At 59.3% G+C, this 20,373-nt stretch carries 17 protein-coding genes and 2 tRNA genes; 8 read left to right on the top strand and 11 right to left on the bottom strand.

Annotated elements, in window-relative coordinates:
• Positions 1-9: 9 nt before the first annotated feature.
• Genes ACR0IP_RS04780 through ACR0IP_RS04770 form a run of 3 tightly spaced genes read right to left on the bottom strand, consistent with a single transcriptional unit; the run spans position 10 to position 1,913 of the window.
• A complete protein-coding gene (locus ACR0IP_RS04780; protein WP_480524122.1) occupies positions 10-486 on the bottom strand; it encodes a DUF2948 family protein in 477 nt (158 codons plus the stop codon).
• Positions 483-1,751 (bottom strand): UDP-N-acetylglucosamine 1-carboxyvinyltransferase, encoded by a 1,269-nt coding sequence (gene murA, locus ACR0IP_RS04775; protein WP_480524120.1) that lies wholly within the window; start codon positions 1,749-1,751, stop codon positions 483-485. The genes ACR0IP_RS04780 and murA overlap by 4 nt, the downstream gene beginning before the upstream one ends.
• A 6-nt stretch (positions 1,752-1,757) precedes the next feature.
• Entirely contained in the window at positions 1,758-1,913 is a 156-nt protein-coding gene (locus ACR0IP_RS04770; RefSeq protein ID WP_170379886.1) for a hypothetical protein, read from the bottom strand.
• Between the two features lie 83 nt (positions 1,914-1,996).
• Between ACR0IP_RS04770 and ACR0IP_RS04765 the strand changes: the two genes are divergently transcribed.
• Positions 1,997-2,071, top strand: a tRNA-Thr gene (locus tag ACR0IP_RS04765).
• An 85-nt stretch (positions 2,072-2,156) separates the two neighbouring features.
• Here the strand turns inward: ACR0IP_RS04765 and ACR0IP_RS04760 are convergent.
• Genes ACR0IP_RS04760 through ACR0IP_RS04750 form a run of 3 tightly spaced genes read right to left on the bottom strand, consistent with a single transcriptional unit; the run spans position 2,157 to position 6,382 of the window.
• Positions 2,157-3,770 carry an AMP-binding protein gene (locus tag ACR0IP_RS04760; RefSeq protein WP_170689438.1) on the bottom strand — a complete coding sequence of 538 codons (1,614 nt, stop codon included), beginning with the start codon at positions 3,768-3,770 and terminating at the stop codon, positions 2,157-2,159.
• 16 nt (positions 3,771-3,786) lie between these two features.
• Entirely contained in the window at positions 3,787-4,596 is an 810-nt protein-coding gene (gene dmdD / locus ACR0IP_RS04755; protein WP_170689437.1) for a methylthioacryloyl-CoA hydratase, read from the bottom strand.
• 22 nt (positions 4,597-4,618) lie between these two features.
• A complete protein-coding gene (locus ACR0IP_RS04750) occupies positions 4,619-6,382 on the bottom strand; it encodes an acyl-CoA dehydrogenase family protein (RefSeq protein ID WP_480524118.1) in 1,764 nt (587 codons plus the stop codon).
• Between the two features lie 114 nt (positions 6,383-6,496).
• Between ACR0IP_RS04750 and ACR0IP_RS04745 the strand changes: the two genes are divergently transcribed.
• Both ACR0IP_RS04745 and ACR0IP_RS04740 read left to right on the top strand, forming a co-directional pair.
• Positions 6,497-7,525, top strand: a complete 1,029-nt coding sequence (locus ACR0IP_RS04745) for an AraC family transcriptional regulator (RefSeq protein WP_170379894.1) — start codon at positions 6,497-6,499, stop codon at positions 7,523-7,525.
• Between the two features lie 110 nt (positions 7,526-7,635).
• A complete protein-coding gene (locus ACR0IP_RS04740) occupies positions 7,636-9,042 on the top strand; it encodes a bifunctional enoyl-CoA hydratase/phosphate acetyltransferase (RefSeq protein ID WP_170379896.1) in 1,407 nt (468 codons plus the stop codon).
• Between the two features lie 8 nt (positions 9,043-9,050).
• On the opposite strand, the gene arsB is transcribed toward ACR0IP_RS04740, so the two are convergent.
• Genes arsB through ACR0IP_RS04720 form a run of 4 tightly spaced genes read right to left on the bottom strand, consistent with a single transcriptional unit; the run spans position 9,051 to position 13,156 of the window.
• Entirely contained in the window at positions 9,051-10,070 is a 1,020-nt protein-coding gene (gene arsB / locus ACR0IP_RS04735; RefSeq protein ID WP_480524116.1) for an ACR3 family arsenite efflux transporter, read from the bottom strand.
• On the bottom strand, positions 10,067-11,332 hold the full coding sequence (gene arsJ / locus ACR0IP_RS04730) for an organoarsenical effux MFS transporter ArsJ (protein WP_170379899.1): 1,266 nt from the start codon (positions 11,330-11,332) through the stop codon (positions 10,067-10,069). Before arsJ ends, arsB begins: the two co-directional genes overlap by 4 nt.
• The gene (locus tag ACR0IP_RS04725) at positions 11,329-12,327 is read right to left on the bottom strand and encodes an ArsJ-associated glyceraldehyde-3-phosphate dehydrogenase (RefSeq protein WP_425084142.1); all 999 of its coding nucleotides are present in this window, start codon (positions 12,325-12,327) and stop codon (positions 11,329-11,331) included. Before ACR0IP_RS04725 ends, arsJ begins: the two co-directional genes overlap by 4 nt.
• 1 nt (position 12,328) lies before the next feature.
• The gene (locus ACR0IP_RS04720) at positions 12,329-13,156 is read right to left on the bottom strand and encodes an arsenate reductase/protein-tyrosine-phosphatase family protein (RefSeq protein WP_480524113.1); all 828 of its coding nucleotides are present in this window, start codon (positions 13,154-13,156) and stop codon (positions 12,329-12,331) included.
• A gap of 166 nt (positions 13,157-13,322) precedes the next feature.
• Here ACR0IP_RS04720 and ACR0IP_RS04715 point away from each other — a divergent pair.
• Positions 13,323-13,398 (top strand) — tRNA-Thr (locus tag ACR0IP_RS04715).
• Between the two features lie 196 nt (positions 13,399-13,594).
• Here the strand turns inward: ACR0IP_RS04715 and ACR0IP_RS04710 are convergent.
• Complete coding sequence (locus tag ACR0IP_RS04710; RefSeq protein WP_480524112.1) at positions 13,595-15,070, bottom strand: NAD-dependent succinate-semialdehyde dehydrogenase; 1,476 nt, start codon at positions 15,068-15,070, stop codon at positions 13,595-13,597.
• A 260-nt stretch (positions 15,071-15,330) separates the two neighbouring features.
• Between ACR0IP_RS04710 and ACR0IP_RS04705 the strand changes: the two genes are divergently transcribed.
• From ACR0IP_RS04705 to ACR0IP_RS04690, 4 genes are all read left to right on the top strand, one after another.
• Positions 15,331-16,410 (top strand): hypothetical protein, encoded by a 1,080-nt coding sequence (locus ACR0IP_RS04705; RefSeq protein ID WP_480524110.1) that lies wholly within the window; start codon positions 15,331-15,333, stop codon positions 16,408-16,410.
• 270 nt (positions 16,411-16,680) lie between these two features.
• Entirely contained in the window at positions 16,681-17,799 is a 1,119-nt protein-coding gene (locus ACR0IP_RS04700) for a hypothetical protein (RefSeq protein ID WP_480524316.1), read from the top strand.
• 57 nt (positions 17,800-17,856) lie between these two features.
• Entirely contained in the window at positions 17,857-19,788 is a 1,932-nt protein-coding gene (locus ACR0IP_RS04695) for an AAA family ATPase (RefSeq protein ID WP_480524108.1), read from the top strand.
• Positions 19,788-20,081 carry a hypothetical protein gene (locus ACR0IP_RS04690; RefSeq protein ID WP_480524106.1) on the top strand — a complete coding sequence of 98 codons (294 nt, stop codon included), beginning with the start codon at positions 19,788-19,790 and terminating at the stop codon, positions 20,079-20,081. Before ACR0IP_RS04695 ends, ACR0IP_RS04690 begins: the two co-directional genes overlap by 1 nt.
• Positions 20,082-20,373: the final 292 nt, after the last annotated feature.

Here is a 20,373-nt window from a genome sequence, read left to right as displayed (position 1 = left end):
ATGCCGCGTTTATTCTGGATGATGCGGTGCCTGGCCCGAGGGGGCGCTATAGGGGCGCGTCACGTCTTTAAGGGTGGCTTCAATTGCCTCGACCGTCAGACGGATCGCGCCGTCACCCGCAAGGGTCAACAGGATCTGTCCCGCGCCGTCCTCGCCCGCCTCGAAATCGACCGAGAGCAAGGACATCACCATATCAGTGTCGCGGCGGTCGATCCCCTGACTGGCAACAGACAGCACCGAGTCGAACACCAGAACCGACTGCACACGTTCAAAAGGTCGGTCGCGGCGAGTGGCGGCATCCTTGTCCTCCCACCGGAAGCGGTTCAGCAACAGCCCGAAACGGCGCTGCGAGGGTTGCCACTTCATCTCGGTCACAGGGAACACCGCATCCTGCGCAAGCGATGAGATCACCTGCAGGTCATCGCCGTCTTCGGCACCCAGATTCAGCGGCGCCTCGCGGCCGTCTTCAAAACTTGCGTCTGTCATTCGCCCTTGATCCGTTCGATTTTGGCACCCACGCCTTCCAGCTTGCGCACCACATGCTCATATCCGCGGTCCAGATGATAGACCCGGCTGACAGTTGTTTCGCCTTCTGCCGCCAGACCCGCCAGTATCAACGAGACCGAAGCCCGCAAGTCCGTCGCCATCACTGGCGCTCCTTTGAGGTTTTCAACACCGGTAACAGTCGCCGTTCCGCCATGCACTTCGATATTCGCGCCCATGCGTATCAGTTCGGGCGCGTGCATGAAGCGATTTTCGAAAATACGCTCCTCCAGAACCGAGGTCCCTTCGGCCGTACACATCAGCGCCATCATCTGCGCCTGCAGGTCGGTCGGAAAGCCCGGGAAAGGCTCGGTGACCACGTCCACCGCCCGCACGCGACCATTCTTGCGCGCAACTTTCAGGCCTTTTTCGGTTTCCGAAACGCTGACGCCTGCGGCTTCGAGTTTTTCCACGAAGGAACTGACCAGCGACATGTGCCCGCCCAACAGTTCTACCTCGCCACCGCAGATCGCAGGAGCCAACATATAGGTGCCCAATTCGATCCGGTCTGTCACCACCTGATGGGTGGCACCGTGCAGACGGTCGACGCCCTGAATTTCGATCGTCGATGTCCCTTCGCCCGAGATCTGAGCGCCCATCTTGCGCAAACACTCGACCAGATCGACAATCTCGGGCTCGCGCGCAGCGTTCTTCAGGACAGTGGTGCCTTTGGCCAGGGTTGCAGCCATGACGATGTTCTCGGTCGCCCCGACCGAGGCAAAGCGCATCTCATGTACCGCGCCTTTCAACCCACCCGGGGCCTTGGCGTGCAGATACCCGTCTTTCAGTTCGATCTCGGCGCCCAGAGCCTCCAGTCCTTCGACATGCAAATCCATCGGCCGCGCGCCAATTGCGCAGCCACCCGGCAGCGACACGACCGCCTGCCCGAATCGCGCCAGCAACGGCCCCAGTACCAGATTTGAGGCCCGCATCTTGCGCACGATGTCATAGTCCGCCGTCTGGCTGGTCAGATCATGGCTGGACATCGCGATCACCTGACCGTCCTGCAGCGCGGACACCTCGGACCCCAGCGATTGCAGCAGCGCTGTCATGGTCTTGATGTCGCTGAGGCGTGGCGCGTTGGTCAGCGTCAGCGGTTCTTCGCTGAGAAGCGTCGCGGGCATCAGCGTCAGGCACGCATTCTTGGCCCCCGCAATCGGTATCTGACCGTTCAGCGGGCCGTTGCCCGTCACCAGAATCGAATCCATCTGCTCTTATCCCTCGTCCTTGTCGGCTTTGTCATCCGAGGCTGCCCGCGCCTTGGCCTGCGCCTTGCGCCGCGCCATATTGGCCTTGAGCGCTGCTTTCAGTCGCTCTTCCCGTGCATCACCGGATTTGCCGTGTTTTTTAGGTGTATCTTTGTCTGCCATGGTCTTTCTCTACAGGAGGCGAAAAAAACCGTCCAGACACCCTTGCGCCGCGTTTCGTTTGAGTCTAATCACCCGCCCACGATGCTGCTGTAGCTCAGAGGTAGAGCACTCCCTTGGTAAGGGAGAGGTCGAGAGTTCAATTCTCTCCAGCAGCACCATGATTTCCCAGACAGAACCGAGACGTGTTTGCCAAGGTTTGAAGCTTTGCCCGAGTTTCGTTGGAGAAACCCGGGCAGAGATACGTCAAAGCGACAGTGTTTTGACACTATCGCGCAGTTGGAACTTTTGGATCTTGCCGGTTGAGGTCTTGGGAAGTGTTTCAAAAACAACCGCTTTTGGGGCCTTGAACCCGGCCAGATGATCGCGACAGAAAGCGATGATGTCCTCAGCGGTTGCCTCGGCCCCGTCGCGTAATTCGATAAAGGCGCAGGGGACCTCGCCCCATTTCTCATGCGGCATCGCGACCACGGCGGCGGCCTGAACCGCGTCATGGCGATACAGCACCGCTTCGACCTCGACGGATGAGATATTTTCACCGCCCGAGATGATCACGTCCTTCAGCCGGTCGCGGATCTGGATGTAACCATTCTCATGTATCACAGCTCCGTCGCCGGACCAGAACCAGCCTTCTTCGAAGGCGTTCGAGGTTGCCTCGGCGTCTTTGTAGTACCCGGCCATGACCGTGTTTCCCCGAATGGCGATCTCACCTTGCGTGGCACCATCGCGCGGCACCGGTGCGCCGTTGTCGCGGTCGATTACGGTGACCTCTTCGACCATCGGAAAAGCGATGCCCTGTTGTGCCTGCAATTCAGCCTGTTCCGCGGGGCTGAGATCGTTCCACTCTTCCTGCCAGAGGCATTGGGAAATGTGGCCGTAAGTCTCGGTCAGACCGTAGACCTGCATGACGTCAAACCCCATTGCGCGGGTCTTTTCCAAGACCGTAGGGGGCGGAGGCGCGCCGGCGGTCAGCACCCGGATTGCGGGATCAATGGGGGCAGCGTCGCTTTCGGCTTCGGCCAGCATTTGCAGAACGATGGGGGCGGCACCGAAATGGGTCACGCCATGGGTGCGGATCGCCTCCAGAATACGGTCTGCGGCCGGGATGCGTGTAAAGACAACCGTCCCGCCGAGCATTGCCATCAACCAGGGATGGCCCCAGCCATTGCAGTGGAACATCGGCACGACAGACAGATAGACCGGATAGGGCGGCATCTGCCATGCGGTGCCCGTACCCAACGCCATCAGGTAGGCGCCACGGTGATGATAGACGACGCCCTTGGGGCGGCCCGAGGTGCCCGAGGTGTAGTTCAGCGCAATCGCGTCCCACTCATCGTCGGGCAGATCGACCGGCAGGGGCGGAGCTGTGGTAAGCGCCTCATAGGTCTGGCCGCCGGGGCTTTGACCAGTGACCGCAGGATCGGCGATCTCGACCACGGGTATTGTGCGACCCAGCAGATCAAAGGCTTTGGACAGAAGCGGCACCAGTTCCCGGTCCACGATCACCAGCTTGGTGTCGGCATGGTCCAGAATATAGGCGATGGTTTCGGGCTCGAGCCTTGTGTTGAGCGTATTCAGCACCCCTCCGGTCAGAGGCAGGGCGAAATGCAGCTCAAACAGTTCCGGGATGTTCGGGCTGAGGACCGAGACCGTATCGCCCTTCTGCACGCCAAGCGCGGCCAACCCACTGGCCACCGCGCGAATACGGGCGGCGGTTTCCGCCCAGCTGCGTCGGATGTCACCATAGATAACAGCGGTGCGCGCGCCGTGCAGGGTTTCGGCGCGGCGCAGGAAGGACAAAGGTGACAAAGGCGCATGGTTGGCCCGTGTCTTTTGAAGAGCTTCGAAATGGTGACGCATCCGGATCCCGCCTGTCTTAATTGTTGGGCCGCACGCGCGCGGCGGTTTTGTTGGCAAAAGCTTCCAGCCGTTCGCGCGCGGCGGGCTGGGTGTTGACCACACCTCCGACCACGGCTTCGGCATAAGCTGCATCCATGCCGGACATATTGTTCAAATGGCTGATCGCCGAACAGATTGCAAAATTGGTCAAAGGCAGGTTCTGCGCGATTTGGTCTGCCAGTTCCATTGCCTTGGCCATGCTGCCACCGTCTTCGGTGATGTACTGCGCCAGTCCAAGATCGACAGCCTCTTGCCCCTGGTAGACGCGACCGGTCAGGATCATGTCGATCATGCGATATTTGCCGATCATGTCCGAGACGCGGATGGTTGCGCCTCCGCCCGTGAAAATCCCACGCTGACCCTCGGGCAAAGCGAAATAGGTGCCGGGGTCGATGACGCGGATATGGGCGGCGCTGGCAAGCTCCAGCCCTCCGCCAACCACCGCGCCTTTCAGGGCGGCGATGATCGGCACGCCACCATATTCCATCTTGTTGAACGCCTCATGCCAGCGAAGGCAAACATGCATGAAGTCATCGGGGCTGCGGTCGGCTTTCCAGTGTTCAACCAGATCCAGGCCTGCGCAGAAGTGATCTCCCTCGCCGGTCAGCACAACCGCCCGCACGCCAGCCATGCGTGCGCCGCTGAAAAAGCGGATCAGTTCTTCGATCGTGGCCACGTCCAGTGCATTGCGCTTGGTCGGGCGGTTCAGGGTCACGACATAGAGGCCGTTGTCACGCTCGGAAATCGCGAGGTTCTCATAGGTGGCGGGGTTCACGACATCATTCATGAGTCAGATCCTTTTAAAGGCGTTATTCAGGGAAGGCCGCGTCAAGTAAGCTGCGCGCGCCGTGCAAGATGCGGGTTTGTTCGGCACTGCATTCCGGCAGGATATGCTGGGCAAAGAACAGCGCGGTGGCGATCTTCTGGGTCATGAACTGCGTGTTCTGCCCATCATTCAACGCAGCCTGCGCCGGGGTGACACCTTTTGCCAGTTTCCAACCCGCCGCAAGCGTACCTGCCAGCATCAGGAACGGGACCGAGCCCGCAAATGCGGCGTCGATGTCCTTGCGGCTGTTTTCCAACAGCCATTCCAGCGCGGCTTCAAACGTGCCGCGTGCCTGCGCAAGGCTTGCGCCGATGGCTTGCGCGGTGGCATCGCCTTCTGCCAGCTCGGCTTCGGTCGCTGCGATGCGGGCGGTGAACCGGCGGGCGGTCTCGCCCCCGTCGCGCATGACCTTGCGACCCAGAAGGTCGTTGGCCTGAATGGCGGTGGTGCCTTCGTAAATCGGCAGAATGCGCGCGTCGCGATAGTGCTGAGCGGCGCCAGTTTCTTCGATAAAGCCCATGCCGCCATGGATTTGAACGCCCAGAGAGGCGACCTCGACCGCGCGTTCCGAGCAGAAGCCCTTGACCAGCGGAACCATGAACTCGGCCAGAGAGGCCATGTCCGGATCATCCTGATGGTGTGCGATGTCCAGCAGCCCGGCTGTGGCCGCCGCCATGGCGCGCCCGCCTTCTGTGAGGCTGCGCATCCGCATCAACATGCGGCGCACGTCGGGGTGCTGGATGATCGCAACCGCGTCCTTGACCTGACCATTCACGGGGCGGCTCTGGACCCGGTCCCGTGCATAAGCCAAGGCGCGCTGATAGGCGCGTTCTGATGTCGCGATGCCCTGAACGCCGACCGAAAAGCGCGCGGCGTTCATCATGATGAACATGTATTCCAACCCGCGGTTTTCCTCACCGATCAGGAAGCCAGTGGCGTCTTTGTATTCCAGTACCGCCGTTGGGCTGGCGCGCACGCCCAGCTTGTGTTCGATGCTGACACAGTTCACGGCATTCTCGGCCCCGATCGAGCCATCCTCTGCCACCATCTTCTGCGGGACGATGAACAGGCTCAGCCCCTTCGGTCCGGCGGGCGCGTCAGGGGTGCGGGCCAGAACCAGATGGATGATGTTCTCAGTCAGGTCATGCGCGCCATATGTGATGAAAATCTTGGTGCCGGACACGCCATAGCTGCCATCTTCGCGTTGCACCGCCTTGGTCGAAACGCGACCCAGATCGCTGCCCGCTTGGGGTTCGGTCAGGTTCATCGTGCCCGACCAGCGCCCAGCAATTAAAGGCTCTAAATAGGTGGCTTTCTGCGCGTCCGAGCCTGTCAGCAGCAGCGCCTCGATCGCACCATCGGTCAGCAAGGGACACAGGCCAAAGCTCATATCGGCGGCGTTCAGCATCTCGACTGCCGCCGCGCCAACCGTACGCGGCAGTCCCATGCCGCCAAACTCAGGCGGGTGTGTAAGGGCCTGCCAGCCCATCTCGACAAATTGCGCATAGGCCTGCGCATCCCCTTCGGGCATCTTCACGCGACCGTTGTCAAACTGTGCGCCCAACGTGTCTCCGATATGGGACAAGGGCGCGATCTGTTCGCTACAGAACCTGGCATAGCCTTCTAGCGCAGCGCCGATATCGGTCAGTTCGAAGTCCGAGTAAGCGTCCAGAGTGGACACTGTTTCCCAATGGGACAGGTGTTCGATACAGAACATCAGATCCTGTACGGGTGGCTGATAGGACATGCCAGAATCCCCCAATGGTAATTGTGGTTTTACGTCATTTACCTGCCGTTTAGCTTGCCGAAAAGCTCATATATTGCCAAGTTACTATCCGATATTGCCAAACTGGGGGCGATCATGGTCAGTAATGACCCCATCTCACTTACGACCGTTTCTGCCGGTTTCATCCAGGATTGGCTTAAGGCGCTGAGAGTGTGTTGCAGCGCAGATCAGATGCAGTTCCTGCTGAGCCGTTCGGGCCTGCACGCCAGTGCGTCAGAGCCTGCGCAGCGTGTGACGCTTCAGGAAATCGCTCGCCTGTACCAGCTGGCCGCGCCTGAGACGGGGGACGAGATGATGGGCCTGTGGAGCCGTCCCATTCGGCCGCGCGCCCTGCAGCACCTTGTGACCGTTCTGCGCGAAGCAAGCAGCCTGACCTCGTCGCTGTATCGCTTTTCGACATTCTGGAACTTGTTGCTAGACGATTTCCACCTGGATCTACGCACCGGGCCGGAGGTGGCTGAGCTTTCGCTGGTACCGTATCGGCAGGACACGGCACCCCAGCGCTTTGGTCATATGCTGATCCTGAAACTTGCGCATGGGCTGCTGTCATGGCTGGGCGGATCGGAAACGCCGGTAAAGGCCGTTCGCTTTGCCTTTGCGCGGCCCGGTTTTGCGGCGGACTATGCGGTTGTCTTCCCCTGCGCGGTGACATTCGATGCCCCGCAGACCAGCATTCTGTTCGATCCGCGCCGCTTTGATCCCCCGATCACGCGCAGTCCGGCTGAGGCGTCTCTATTTCTGGAACGCGCACCGATCGACTGGATTTTCACCAACTCACGCGCCCATACAAACAGCCTACAGGTCCGGGCGTTCCTGTATCGGACGTCCTGGAAAAGCAGCCAGCTTCCCGATGCGGCCCTTGCTCTGAAGATGACGCCCCGGACCCTGAACCGGCGTCTCAAGGACGAGGGCACCTCGTTTCAGGACATCAAGGACGCCCTGCGCCGCGATATTGCGATCCGCGCCCTGCAGCAAAGCGGCGACAGTATCGAGCAAATTGCGTTCGACACGGGGTTCTCGGCCCCGGCGAATTTTCACCGCGCGTTCCGGAAATGGACCAACCGCAGCCCGGGTTCGTATCGCGCACAGGATCGCGCAGTCTGACCGTCGCGGCGCTTGCATGTCTCTGTCATATTGAGCCTTTATGGGTCTTTGAACAGCAACTGTTCGGGGTGTCTGCCCAAGGGTTGGCTTTTATATTGAAAGGGGAATGAATGTCATCGGATGAGGATACAGGCATCGGCTTTATCGAAAACCGGCCGTTTGATGAGATCAGCGTCGGAGATACGGCCGAACTGTCCCGTACCCTGACCGCGCAGGATATCGATGCCTTTGCGGCGGTCTCAGGCGATGTGAACCCGGCCCATGTGGATGAGGCCTTCGCGCAGGAGGATGTCTTTCACAGGGTGGTCGCGCATGGCATGTGGGGCGGTGCGCTGATATCCAATGTTTTGGGCACGCAATTGCCGGGGCCGGGGACGATTTATCTGGATCAGACCCTAAAATTCCTCAAACCCGTTGGTATCGGGGATACGGTCACTGTGCGCGTCACCGTGACCGAAAAGCAGCCCGAGAAGAAGCACGTCACTCTGGATTGCCTCTGTACGACTGGCGATGGCAAGCCTGTCATCACCGGACAGGCCGTTGTGATCGCGCCAGACAAAAAAGTCAAAAGACCCCGAATGGCGATGCCGGATTTGGTTTTGCATCACCGGGGCGCCTCCTATGACCGATTGCTGAGCGCGGCTCAGAAAATGGACCCATTGCCCACAGCCGTGGTCCATCCCTGTGATGAAAGCGCGTTGGAGGGGGCGCTCTCGGCCCGGGATTTAGGTTTGTTAGAGCCTGTTTTGGTCGGCCCGCGCAGCCGAATTCTACATGCGGCGGATGCGGCCGGGTTGGATATCGGCGGGCTCGAGATCATTGATACACCGCACAGCCATGCCTCGGCCGAACGGGCGGTACATCTGGCGCGGGATGGTCGTGTGAAGGCCCTGATGAAGGGCGCGTTGCACACGGATGAGGTCATGTCGGCCGTCGTCTCCAAGGCCAATGGTCTACGCAGCGAACGCCGGATGAGCCATGTCTACGTCATGGACGTGCCGACCTATTCCAAACCGCTTCTGATCACCGATGCGGCCATCAACATAGCGCCCGATCTGCAGACCAAGGCGGATATGGTTCAGAATGCCATTGATCTGGCTCGTGCCATCGGGATCGAGACGCCTAAAGTGGCGATCCTGTCAGCGGTCGAAACCATCACACCTCGACTGCAATCCACGGTCGAGGCTGGTGCCCTGTGCAAAATGGCGGATCGCGGGCAGATCACGGGCGGTATGCTCGATGGCCCTCTGGCCTTTGACAACGCCGTGTCGATGCGCGCGGTCACGACCAAGGGCATCAAATCCGAGGTGGCGGGGCAGGCCGATATACTGGTCGCGCCGGACCTTGAGGCCGGCAACATGATTGCCAAGCAGCTAATGTATCTGGCCGGAGCCGAGGCCGCAGGGATTGTTTTGGGCGCGCAGGTTCCGATCATGCTGACCAGCCGCGCCGATGATCGCCGCACTCGCATCGCCTCGGCGGCGATTGCGGTGCTGTATGATCATTCGGTGCGGTGAATGGTTTACTACGTCGCGGGTTCGGGAAACCGGGCCCGTGTGCGGTTGGCGAAGGCAACCAGTGACAACATCACCGGTACCTCGACTAGAACACCCACCACCGTTGCAAGCGCCGCGCCGGAGTTTAGGCCGAACAGGCTGATGGCGACCGCTACGGCCAGCTCAAAAAAGTTTGAGGTTCCGATCATTGCGCAAGGCGCGGCGATGCGGTGTGGGACCTTCAGGGCATAGGCGGCCCCATAGGCCACCGCGAAGATGCCATAGCTTTGGATCAGGATCGGCACGGCGATCAAGACGATGACCATGGGCTTGGCCAGGATCGTCTCTCCCTGAAGGCCGAACAGAATGACCACCGTTGCAATCAGGCCCATGATCGACCACGGTTTGACACGGGCGGAGAAGGCGTCGATGGCCTCCTGCGAGCCCAGCCGCTTGCGGGTGATCAAACCAGCAATCAGCGGCAAAACCACATAGAGGACAGTTGCCAGAACAAGCGTTTGCCATGGGACCGAGATATCGCTGACCCCCAGTAAGAAGGCCACAATGGGCGCAAAAGCCACCACCATGATCAGGTCATTTACTGAGACCTGCACCAAAGTATAGGTCGCATCGCCTTTGGTCAGTTGTGACCAGACAAACACCATCGCGGTGCAGGGTGCGGCCCCCAACAGGATCAGACCCGCGGTGTATTGTGCAGCATCTTCCGGCTGAATCCACGGGGCGAAGACATAGTCGAAGAACAATACTGCCAGTAGAGCCATGGTGAAGGGTTTGATCAGCCAGTTGACCGCCAGCGTCACGATCAGGCCTTTGGGTTGCCGGGCCACGCCCGCGACCGCTTTGAAATCGACGCCGACCATCATCGGATAGACCATGGCCCAGATCAGCAGGGCCACGACCAGGTTGACGCTGGCCACCTCGGCCCCGGCGATCAGGCCGACCAGACCAGGCGCGGCCAGTCCGATCAGCACGCCGCCGACCATGGCGAGGGCGACCCAGATGGTCAGATAGCGCTCGAAGATGCTCATGAATATGCCTCAGTTGTTTGGTCGGTCAGCTTGCCCGAAGTGAGCGCCGCAAGGGCCACCATGACAGCCGCTGTGCCCAGCACAAGGGGCAGGCCGCCGACCTGATAGGTAAAGCCGGACAGGACGGTGCCCAAAAGGCGTCCTGTCGCGTTGGCCATATAGTAGAAGCCGACATCCATCGTGACCCGCTCGGACTTGGTGAAGGCGAGGATCAGATAGGAATGCAGGGATGAGTTGACGGCAAAGATTGCTCCAAACACCAGAAGGCCCACAACCAGCGTGATTGTCAGCCATGTTTCTGGCCCGGACGATAGCAAAACTGCCAGTGTTAGAGCTGCAGGAACGCAAAACAACATTGCGGCCCAGCTGCGCGCGGCGCGGATCATATCGCCTTCGGACCGGTCTGAGGCCCGCAGGATCTTGGGCGCGTTGGCCTGAATGACGCCGTAGAGGATGATCCAGAACGCCATGAAGGTGCCGATCATGAAAAAGGCAGCACGGTTGCCCTCTTCGGTGCCATCCGAGAGGACGGCGTAGAAATAGATCGGGATGCCGACCACGAACCACACGTCGCGGGCACCGAACAGAAAGACCCGCGCGGCGGACAGCCAATTGACGTTGGCAGATTTCGAGAAGACTTCAGAGAACTTCGCGCCCTTGCGCCCTTTGGGCAGGCCGGGGGGCATGAAGCGGATGACAGCAAACAGGATCACCGCCAGAACGACTGCCATCGCGATGATCGCCGCCTGAAAGCCCAAAGTCGCCAGCATCGCCGCGCCCAACAGGAAGCCCAGCCCTTTCACGGCGTTCTTTGATCCGGTCAACACCGCCACCCAGCGAAACAGCCCGCCGCCCTCAGTCGGGGCCAGCAGCTTCACCGCAGATTTTGAGGACATTTTGGCCAGATCTTTGGCCACTCCGCTTGCGCCTTGCACGATCATGACAAAGGCCACAGAAGCGCCAATCGCCCAATTAGGGTTTAGTTGCGTCAACGCCAGCAGCGCCACCACCTGCAACCCAAGCCCGGCATAGAGCGTCGAGGTCAAGCCAAACCGCGCCGCGATCCAGCCCGCTGCAAGGTTCGTCACCATCCCCGCGAATTCATAGAGGACAAACAGATAGGCCAGCTGCACCGGCGAGAAGCCCAGCGTGTGAAAGTGCAACAGCACCAGCATCCGCAAGGCTCCGTCGGTCAGCATAAAGGCCCAATAGGCCGCCGTGACCGCGATATAGGCCGACAGCCCCTCGGGCCGATCGGTCACAGCGAGGCCCCAACCATCAGCGCCACATCGACCAGGCGGTGGGCATAGCCCATCTCGTTGTCATACCAGGCATAGATTTTCACTTGTGTCCCGTTCACAACCATGGTCGACGGCGCATCGACGATCGAAGAGCGTTCGTCATTGGTGTAGTCGGTCGACACCAGCGGCCGGGTCTCGTAGCCCAGAATGCCGTTCAACTCACCTTCGGTCGCGGCTTTGAAGAAGGTGTTGACCTCTTCGACGGTGGTCTCACGCTCAACCTCGAACACGCAGTCGGTCAGTGAGGCGTTAAGTAGCGGCACGCGCACCGCATGGCCGTTCAGACGCCCTTTGAGTTCGGGGTAGATCAGCGTGATCGCCGTGGCCGAGCCGGTTGTGGTCGGGATCAGCGAGTTCAGGGCCGAGCGTGCCCGGCGCAGATCCTTGGCGGGACGATCCACGATGGTCTGCGTGTTGGTCACATCATGGATCGTGGTCATCGAGCCATGGCGGATGCCCAGATTCTCGTGGATGACCTTCACCACCGGGGCCAGACAGTTCGTCGTGCAGGAGGCTGCGGTCACGATCTGATGGGTCGCGGGATCGTAGATGTCATCATTCACGCCCATCACGATATTGGCAGTCGGGCCGTCCTTGACCGGGGCCGAGACGACAACTTTTTTTACGCCCGCATCGAAATAGGGGGCCAGTTTTGCCTCGGTCTTGAAGACACCGGTGCAGTCAATCACCACATCGACGCCGTCCAGCGGCAGAGCGCTCAGATCCTTGGTGCCGATGAAGGGCAGGCGGGTGCCGTTGATGGTGACGCTTTCGTCATCATGCTCGAAAGTGGCGTCCCAGCGGCCATGAACCGTGTCGAACTCCAACAGATGCGCGTGCATCTCGGCATCTCCGACCGCGTCGTTGATCCAGGCGATCTTGGCGCCTTTCTCCAACAGCGGTTTCAGGGCCAGTTTTCCTATCCGGCCCAGGCCATTCACAGCATATGTGGTCATTTCAGTCTCCGACAGAGGTTCTGCCGATGTCATCGACAGCAGATTGTAGGGCGATCCGGTCAAGGCTTTCGACCGGCAAGGAGGTGAACGCCTCGATCCGGCGCTTCAGCGCGCCATAGGCGTTTTGAAAGGCGAGGCTTTTCTCGGCATCGGTTCCGGTAGCTTTCACCGGGTCTTCCATGCCCCAATGGCCGCTGATCGGTTGGCCTTCCCAGGCCGGGCAGTCTTCGTTCGCAGCTTGATTGCAAACGGTAAAAACAAAATCCATCTCCGGCGCCCCGTCGGTTGCAAATTCCGACATATGCTTGGAGCGCAGGACCGAAGTATCGTGACCCTTGTCCTGCAACACCTGCACGGCAAAGGGATTCAACTCGGACGCGGGCTGCGTTCCGGCGGAATAGACGGTGAACCTGTCGCCACCCAATTGGCGCAGCAGTGTTTCGGCAAAGATCGAGCGGGCGGAATTGCCCACGCATAGAAACAGGACGTTGAACTTGCGGTCAGTCATGTCTTCATTTCCCTGTGTGAAAGGCATGCAGATATCGGGACGACCCCGGCAGCAATCGACGACCAGAAAATCCAGCATTCCCTGAACTTTAGCCATGTCGACGGAATAAAGCAGAGACGTGCCAGAGCGTTCCTGTGTCACCAGCCCGGACCTTTGCAGCGCATTCAGATAGTTCGACATGGTGCTGGGTTTGATATCCAGCTCCGAGGCCAGCTCACCCGCTGGCACGGTGTCAGGAAACCGTCGCATTAACATGCGAAAGACTGTGATGCGTTGCGGATGCCCCAGAATGGCCAGCTGATCGGTGATCTCTTCTATCATACTTCATGAATTATGGAAATATATATTGGTGGTCAACCGGGAAACCTATTGTGTCACAGAACTTTCATGAAGCCTCGGCGCGCTGATCCGGGCTTGCAGGCGCAGACCTGACGAATTAAAGAAGCCTTCGCATCCTTCCGGAATTCAGCTTCGGAGGGCCAACGGTGCCGCTGTAGCTCAGCTGGTAGAGCACGTCATTCGTAATGATGGGGTCGGGGGTTCGAGTCCCTTCAGCGGCACCAATTGTTTCTCAATACACACCCCGGCCACAGGGAATACCCCAGACGCGCGAAGTGTTGAGACGAGCGCCTTGCTGACGGCCCGTTCAAATCCACGTATCTTAGCTCTTTTTTGAGGAATGGAGAGATGTCAGGAGAAGCAAACCCCGTCATACCAGCTGCCCCCCTCAACGCGATGAGAGAGGGGCAATCTTCCAGTTCAGACCGACAGGCAGACGTATTTCATTTCCATATAGTCTTCCATGCCGTGGTGGCTGCCTTCACGGCCTAGGCCGGATTGCTTGACGCCGCCGAACGGGCCCAGCTCGGTCGAGATGATGCCGGTGTTCACGCCAACGATGCCATATTCCAGCGCCTCGGCCACTTTGTAGACGCGGCTCAGGTCCTTGGCATAGAAATACGAGGCCAGACCGAAGATCGTATCATTGGCCATGGCGATGACGTCATCTTCGTCCTCGAACTTGAACAAGGGCGCCAGTGGGCCAAAGGTTTCGTCCTGCGCCACCATCATGTCCTGAGTCACGCCGGTCACGATGGTGGGTTGGAAGAAGGTGCCGCCCAGATCATGAGGCAGGCCGCCGGTGAGAACCGCGCCGCCTTTGTCTGTGACATCTTTGATATGCTCTTCGACTTTGGCCACCGCGTCGTCGTTGATCAGGGGGCCGGTGGTTGTGCCAGCACTCAGTCCGTCGCCAACTTCGAGCGCCTCAACTGCGGCCTTCAGCTTGGCGGCAAAGGCATCGTAGACGCCCGCCTGTACGTAAATGCGGTTTGCGCAGACACAAGTCTGGCCGTTATTTCGGAATTTGCATAGCATCGCGCCTTCGACTGCCGCATCCAGATCGGCATCGTCGAACACGATGAAGGGCGCGTTGCCGCCCAGCTCCATCGAGCATTTCATGACCTGATCGGCCGCCTGGCGTAGCAGGATGCGTCCCACCTCGGTCGAGCCAGTAAAGGTCAGCTTGCGCACGCCTGGGTTCTCGCAGAACTCCTTGCCGGTCTCGCTGGCCTGAGTGGACGGCACGACGTTGAAGACACCCGCAGGCACGCCCGCCTGTTCCGCCAGCAGCGCCAGAACCAGAGCGGACAGAGGGGTTTCTGTCGCCGGGCGCGCTACAAAGGCGCAGCCCGCAGCCAGTGCCGGGCCAGCCTTACGCGTGATCATTGCGTTGGGGAAGTTCCACGGCGTGATCGAAGCCGCCACGCCGATCGGCTGTTTCATCACCATGATCCGCTTGTCGCGCTGATGGCCGGGGATGGTCTCGCCATAGACCCGCTTGGCCTCTTCCCCAAAGAATTCGATGAAGGAGGCCCCATAGCCGATTTCGCCAACAGCCTCGGCCAACGGCTTGCCCTGCTCGGCGGTCAGGATCTTGCCCAGATCCTCGGCGTTTTCCATCATCAGGTCGAACCAACGACGCAGGATGGCGGCGCGTTCCTTACCGGTCAGCTTGTCCCATTCCTTCTGCGCGGCTTCGGCCTGTGCGATGGCGCCTGCGACCTGCGCGCGGCTGACATCGGCAACTTCGGCAATCACGTCCCCGCGTGCGGGGTTGGTCACTGCGAACGTGCCGTTGTCACCATCCACCCATTGGCCGCCGATGTAGGCTTTGGTCACCAGAAGGTCGGGATTCTTGAGCAGGGATTTCAGATCGGTCGTTGCGTCCAGCATGGGTCAGCCTCCGGCAATATTTGTGTTGCGCGCACCCAAGCAGGTGTCATGCGCTTTGTCTATGTCCATTGTTGCGCGGCGATGAACCCAGTTTGCCCTTTCCCACCGCGAAGCGACTTTGGCACCCTGTCGGTGCCCATATGGCTTTCATTTCTCTTGGGAGTTTGCGACAGTTTTCGAGATTTCCGAGCGATAGGGGATGTAAATGAATGTTACATTGCCTATCTATATAGAAATATAAAGAAAAAGGGATAGCGTAGATGTCGAACCAGCAATTTGAGGCATTGATCAAAGAGACTCAGTCCAAGGTGCGTGAGTCGCAATCGCAGATCGAAGGCCTGACCTCACGGATCGAGGCCGCACGCGCCAAAATCGGTACGGCCGAGGCGGATATCGACATCGAAAACGCCACGCTTGAGGATGTGCATGCCCATACCGAGGTAATGAACGCCAATATCGCTGAGCTGATCATGGGGCTGGACGACGTCACCAGCGCGTTCTCGAAAGATTTCGACGAGATGCGCTCGAAAACCGGGTGGGAATCGTTTGTTGGAATCTTCTCGAAAGGTAAATCCGAGTCGATGCGGCAGGAGCGGATGCGCACGGCCAACATTGACGACAAGCTGCAGGACCTGATCGCCAAATCCGACGTGATCGTCAAACTGCTGGAGGGGCAACTGTCCGTACTGGAAGAACAGCGCGTGAAGGTCGAGGACAACCTGACCGTCACGCTAGATGACCGTGAGGTGACTGTTGCAGAACTTGAGGCGCTGCGGGCCGAAATTCAGGGCATGGACCCGACGATCATCACCTTGGAGAACAAGATCAGCGTCGAACAGGACGCCGCCGCGCGTACCCAGTTGGAAACCGAGTTGGCCGAGCTGAACAAGCAATACAACGCCAAGGTTCAGGAAGAGCAGGTCAAGCTGGCCAAGTCACAGACGCTGGAGCGCTATATCGAAAAGGGCAAGACCTGGGTCGATTCACTGCAAAATCAGGCGGCGACGCAGATGGTGCTGATCAACAAGCTACAGACAGACACGCAACAGCGCGTGGTGCTGTATGACGCCCTGACCAAGTCGCTGAAAACCGCGCAGCAGCAGGACGTGGCCCACCGCATCAACGAGATCGGCGTGCAGACCGACCAAGAGGCGCAAACCGCCATGGCCGCTATCGGTACCGCGACCAACCAGAAAATGGCCGACATGCTTGAGGCGCACGAGGACCATATGGTCTTTGCCCGCGACGTGTTGGAGAAAAAGGCCAAGGCGGACGAACGCTTTGCCCGTCGTTTTGCCGCGATTGTCGAGAAGCATGATAAGAACTTGTACGGCGGATGAAGTGGTTTAGTCGAAGCGACGTAAGGCTGCTCAGGTTTGGCCTATTTCTGGTAGTTTGGCCGATTCCTATATTTGGCCTAACAGCACTTCTGCATGCGTTGGGTGTTGACGGCGGAACATATAAACTGCTCGGCTTTCTCACTCTTTATGTCGGGCCGAGTAGCATGGTCTTCGGGCTTATCATCTTCGCCTTGTACCCTACCTCAGAAGTTTTTCTCCTGCCTTGGCGGCTAAATCACTGTCGAGGAATTGGTTGTGGTAAATCTGAAAATGACTAACCCGACCCAAGACCATGTTGGCCTGACCGACACTTTCGCCTCGCGCCGCTATTTCCGCAAATTCGAGGTGATCACCGTCCACCTCCTGCGCGTGGCCGCGACGATGGAGGCTGAGGGCGCGATCAGCAAGCAAGAGGTGCGGATCGTGTCGCGCTACCTTTCGGGGCTGCTCTACACCTTCCGGGCGCTCAGCATGAAATACCTGCTGGTCGGGCGCGAAACGGGGCGGTTCTTTGGCAGCCTCGCCATGGACAAACGCGACAGCGGGTTTCCAGTGGCGGCCGAGCTGCTAACCATGGCCAATGACGCGCAGCAGGCTCAGGTGCATCTGGCGAATATGCCCTCGGAAGATGATCTGAAAACCGAAATGGTGCGAACAATCATCGGCGATCAGGAAATCCCGACCAAGCTGCAATTTGCGCTGTCCCAAAGGCTCTATTACGAGGAATTGCTGAAAGGTCAGCTATTCTGGGCGCGCAACGATCCCGAATGCCACTGGATCGGGAATGAGGGTGAGCGGCGCAAGTTCATGATCCATTGGGCGGTCTATGACAGCCAGATCAATCTGCCGGTCATCTACCTGATGCAGTTGGAGGATAGCGGCAAGACGGCGCTGCCCAAGGATCAACGCCGCTGGCCCGAGGTGCAGGCGCATCTGATGGCGCAATCCTTAGGCGGATTGAAACTGGTGACCATCGCCAAAGGGTTCGATCAGGATTTCGACGACCTGCATCCCAAACACCTACGCCGCATTCACGTGGGGCCGATGTATTCCTCGGCCTTCACGGAACAAACCGGCCCCTTGCGGCAAGTGCTAGAGGACGCGCAGGCGCCTCAGGGGCAGGACTGGGCGCTGGCCTGGACGACTGAGGAGCTAGAAAGCGAAGAGGTGATCGAGGAGCGCGCCGGGTGGTTCTCGACCGTCGAGCGAGAAGTTTTCGCCTTGGACCCGTTTGGCGGGCAAGGGGCCGAGACCGGGGCCACGCGCACGCAGCGCTCGATCATTCTGCCTCAGCGGCCGTTTCAGGTTCTGGCAGAACGAAACCCTCCTGGTTTTGCCGATGTGCGAAAATTCGTGGTCAGCAAATCGGGGCAGGTGTTGCGCTATTAGAATTTTTGCCTCCGGCGGAGGTATTTTTGAACAGAAGAAGAATGGGCGGTTTTTGAGATGAGTTTGACGTCAGATCAGATGGAATTGCGAGAAGACGATATTCGCAAGCATTACCCGGCGGCGACGGCCTTGTTGAACGGGTTCGAACATGCGCCGCGGATTGCGAAACCCGTTGATGTGGCGGTTGAGCGGTCCTCGGGCGTGTCGACGGGGCGGCGGTTTCGGTCCACTACGCCGGGATTGGTGACACGTCGCACTGCTCGGGCCGATGGGGTGCACCTGGTTGAGCGGATCGAGGCCTCGGATGATGGCGATACGATCGTTTCGCCCCCTCAGGCCACGGCTCAGCAGGCCATTCGGCGGGCGATCTCCATCGCTCTGGCCGTGGCCGAGGCTTATGCGGAGCAGACGCCGTTGGCCGATTTGAAGCGGGCCAATCTGGCGGGGGATTTGCCCGTTGCGCGCAAGACCGAGTTTTCGGAGTTGCTGACGGCTGAGGCACTGATCACCTCTCATGTGCTGGGCAACGCGCTGGCGTATCTGATGTCGTCCCATCTGGGCGAAACCACCGTTGATCTGGGCGAGATCGAAGAGGTTTTGACCGACAACGGCCAGCTGGCCCTGCACGGTGCCTTGTGGGAGCTGGACCAGGTGCTGACCAAACACGCCCCTGACGACGCACATCTGATCGCCGCCATTAGCGCCTATGCCGAGCAGCTGATGGACAAGGTCGCCCTGCGCGTAGGGTCCGCTGGCCATCTGGCCCCGTTCCAGAACGCGGCCTGGCATATCGAGGCCGACGACCTGACGATCCGGGGGTTTGAGCCGGCCTCGAAGGCCAAATCAACCACCCTGACCATGACGTTCAAGAAACCGAACGAGGTGGTCGGTAACCATATCGCCAAGTATCAGGCGATGAAGTTGGCCAAGATGCTGATGGCCTACGACTTCGACCGCCGCCTGAACCCGTTCGCGGAACTCGGCGGGTTCATCTTCACCTTCATGGGCGACGGTAAACCGGGTACCGGCAAGACCACTCTGATCCAGATGATGGCCGGGCTGATCAACGATTATTGCCAGAACGCGGGCTATCCGTTCCGCTATCAGAACCTCAGCACCGACAATATCGACAGCTATCAGGGTAAATCCGGTCAGAACGCCAAGGCGTTTATCAACACGATCATCGACCCCTCGGTCATCGGCTTTGGCACCATCGACGATATCGACCAATTGGCGGGCAAGCGCGGCGACCGGCAGTCCTCGGCCGGGCAGTTGGAAATCACCGCTGTTCTGATGGAGAGCTTTGCGGGTGCCAACACCGTCGTGCGCGGCAATTGCACCTTGGGCATGTTCTCGAACTACCCCGAAAACGTGGACGACGCCCTGCGTCAACGGGCGGGGGCGCGGTTTCTGGTCGACGGCCCGCAAACGCGCGAGGACTACATCGACATCCTGCATCTGCTGATGGGCCGCAACCACGACATCCCGCTGGGCGAACACGAAGCCTATGCCGCGCAGGAGATCAAAAAGGCCGTTGCCGCCAGTTTCGAAAGCCACGCCCGCCCGCATGAGGACGCCTTGCTACAGGTCTATGACCGGGTTTCTGGCGAGATCGGCCAGATGGACACAATTGCCAAGCTGGGCACCTACCTCAAGGCGATCCAGCAGGCGGATGAGCGCTTCACCGGTCGCGCGATCAAGAACATCACCGACGCGGTCAAGGTCCGCGCGATGGATTTCGAACTGCCCGATGAATGGATGGAGAACCCCGACCTGTTCCTGTTCCGCGACTACGACACCAAGAAGGCCATGATCGAGGACCTGCGCCAGCCGATCACTGTGGAAATGGTGATGCAGGAGATCAACCGCTACGCCGACAGCGAGTTCCGCTATGCCGACAAAAGCGACGAGGTCGCCATCGAAAACGCCGTCCGCGAGATGGGCCGGATGGAAGAGGCCAAGCGGCGGTATCTGGAGGGGAAGGGATAATGCTCGTCTACGCGATTGCTGGCTTTGCGCTCGTGCTGGGTCTGATCCTGCCTCTGCGTTGGGGCGTGATCGGATTTATGGGTGCCGTGGCGGTGCTGTTTCTAATCCAGTTCGGTGTCAACGCGGGCGGCGGGTTCGAGGGCACTTCACGGGAAGAGTCCCTGATCCTGTTTGAAGGCAGCGTGGTGTCTTACCTTGGGTTCAACTTGCAGATTACAGGGCGGGCGTTTGCATTGCCATTGTTGGTTTTGGCGGTTGTGGTTATTGGTCGTTTCAAGAGGACGGCGACGTGAATAGTGTGGTTGGGACCCTAGTATTTAATAGTTTGCAAGTGCTACAACTGTGGCGTGCTGCAACTCTGATCATGCTTTTAGCCCCCCAAGCAATTGCCGGTTCACTTCGATGTCAGTTTCAAGAAGTATTCTTGATTTCAGACGCTGGGCAACGAGCACCTCGTCCGTTCGCAGACGTAATTTTGGGAGAAACTTTGATAGTCGACCTCGAAAGCGGGAAAGTTTTTCATCCCCACTTTGGAAATGAGAGCTTCAAGAACCGTCAAATAGTGGACCAAGGCTCATCGCACTC

The sequence above is a fragment of the Ruegeria sp. AL11 genome (assembly GCF_056540865.1).
This window is presented reverse-complemented; position numbering and strand designations above follow the sequence as displayed.

Excerpts from the sequence above, each read along its gene's own strand:
- ACR0IP_RS04740 (WP_170379896.1), top strand. The coding sequence starts at position 7,636 with ATGTCATCGGATGAGGATACAGGCATCGGCTTTATCGAAAACCGGCCG.
- ACR0IP_RS04710 (WP_480524112.1), bottom strand. The coding sequence starts at position 15,070 with ATGCTGGACGCAACGACCGATCTGAAATCCCTGCTCAAGAATCCCGAC.
- ACR0IP_RS04690 (WP_480524106.1), top strand. The coding sequence starts at position 19,788 with ATGCTCGTCTACGCGATTGCTGGCTTTGCGCTCGTGCTGGGTCTGATC.
- murA (WP_480524120.1), bottom strand. The coding sequence starts at position 1,751 with ATGGATTCGATTCTGGTGACGGGCAACGGCCCGCTGAACGGTCAGATA.
- ACR0IP_RS04760 (WP_170689438.1), bottom strand. The coding sequence starts at position 3,770 with ATGCGTCACCATTTCGAAGCTCTTCAAAAGACACGGGCCAACCATGCG.
- dmdD (WP_170689437.1), bottom strand. The coding sequence starts at position 4,596 with ATGAATGATGTCGTGAACCCCGCCACCTATGAGAACCTCGCGATTTCC.
- ACR0IP_RS04780 (WP_480524122.1), bottom strand. The coding sequence starts at position 486 with ATGACAGACGCAAGTTTTGAAGACGGCCGCGAGGCGCCGCTGAATCTG.
- ACR0IP_RS04720 (WP_480524113.1), bottom strand. The coding sequence starts at position 13,156 with ATGATAGAAGAGATCACCGATCAGCTGGCCATTCTGGGGCATCCGCAA.
- ACR0IP_RS04750 (WP_480524118.1), bottom strand. The coding sequence starts at position 6,382 with ATGTCCTATCAGCCACCCGTACAGGATCTGATGTTCTGTATCGAACAC.
- ACR0IP_RS04745 (WP_170379894.1), top strand. The coding sequence starts at position 6,497 with ATGGTCAGTAATGACCCCATCTCACTTACGACCGTTTCTGCCGGTTTC.
- ACR0IP_RS04700 (WP_480524316.1), top strand. The coding sequence starts at position 16,681 with ATGACTAACCCGACCCAAGACCATGTTGGCCTGACCGACACTTTCGCC.
- arsB (WP_480524116.1), bottom strand. The coding sequence starts at position 10,070 with ATGAGCATCTTCGAGCGCTATCTGACCATCTGGGTCGCCCTCGCCATG.
- ACR0IP_RS04725 (WP_425084142.1), bottom strand. The coding sequence starts at position 12,327 with ATGACCACATATGCTGTGAATGGCCTGGGCCGGATAGGAAAACTGGCC.
- ACR0IP_RS04705 (WP_480524110.1), top strand. The coding sequence starts at position 15,331 with ATGTCGAACCAGCAATTTGAGGCATTGATCAAAGAGACTCAGTCCAAG.
- ACR0IP_RS04770 (WP_170379886.1), bottom strand. The coding sequence starts at position 1,913 with ATGGCAGACAAAGATACACCTAAAAAACACGGCAAATCCGGTGATGCA.
- ACR0IP_RS04695 (WP_480524108.1), top strand. The coding sequence starts at position 17,857 with ATGAGTTTGACGTCAGATCAGATGGAATTGCGAGAAGACGATATTCGC.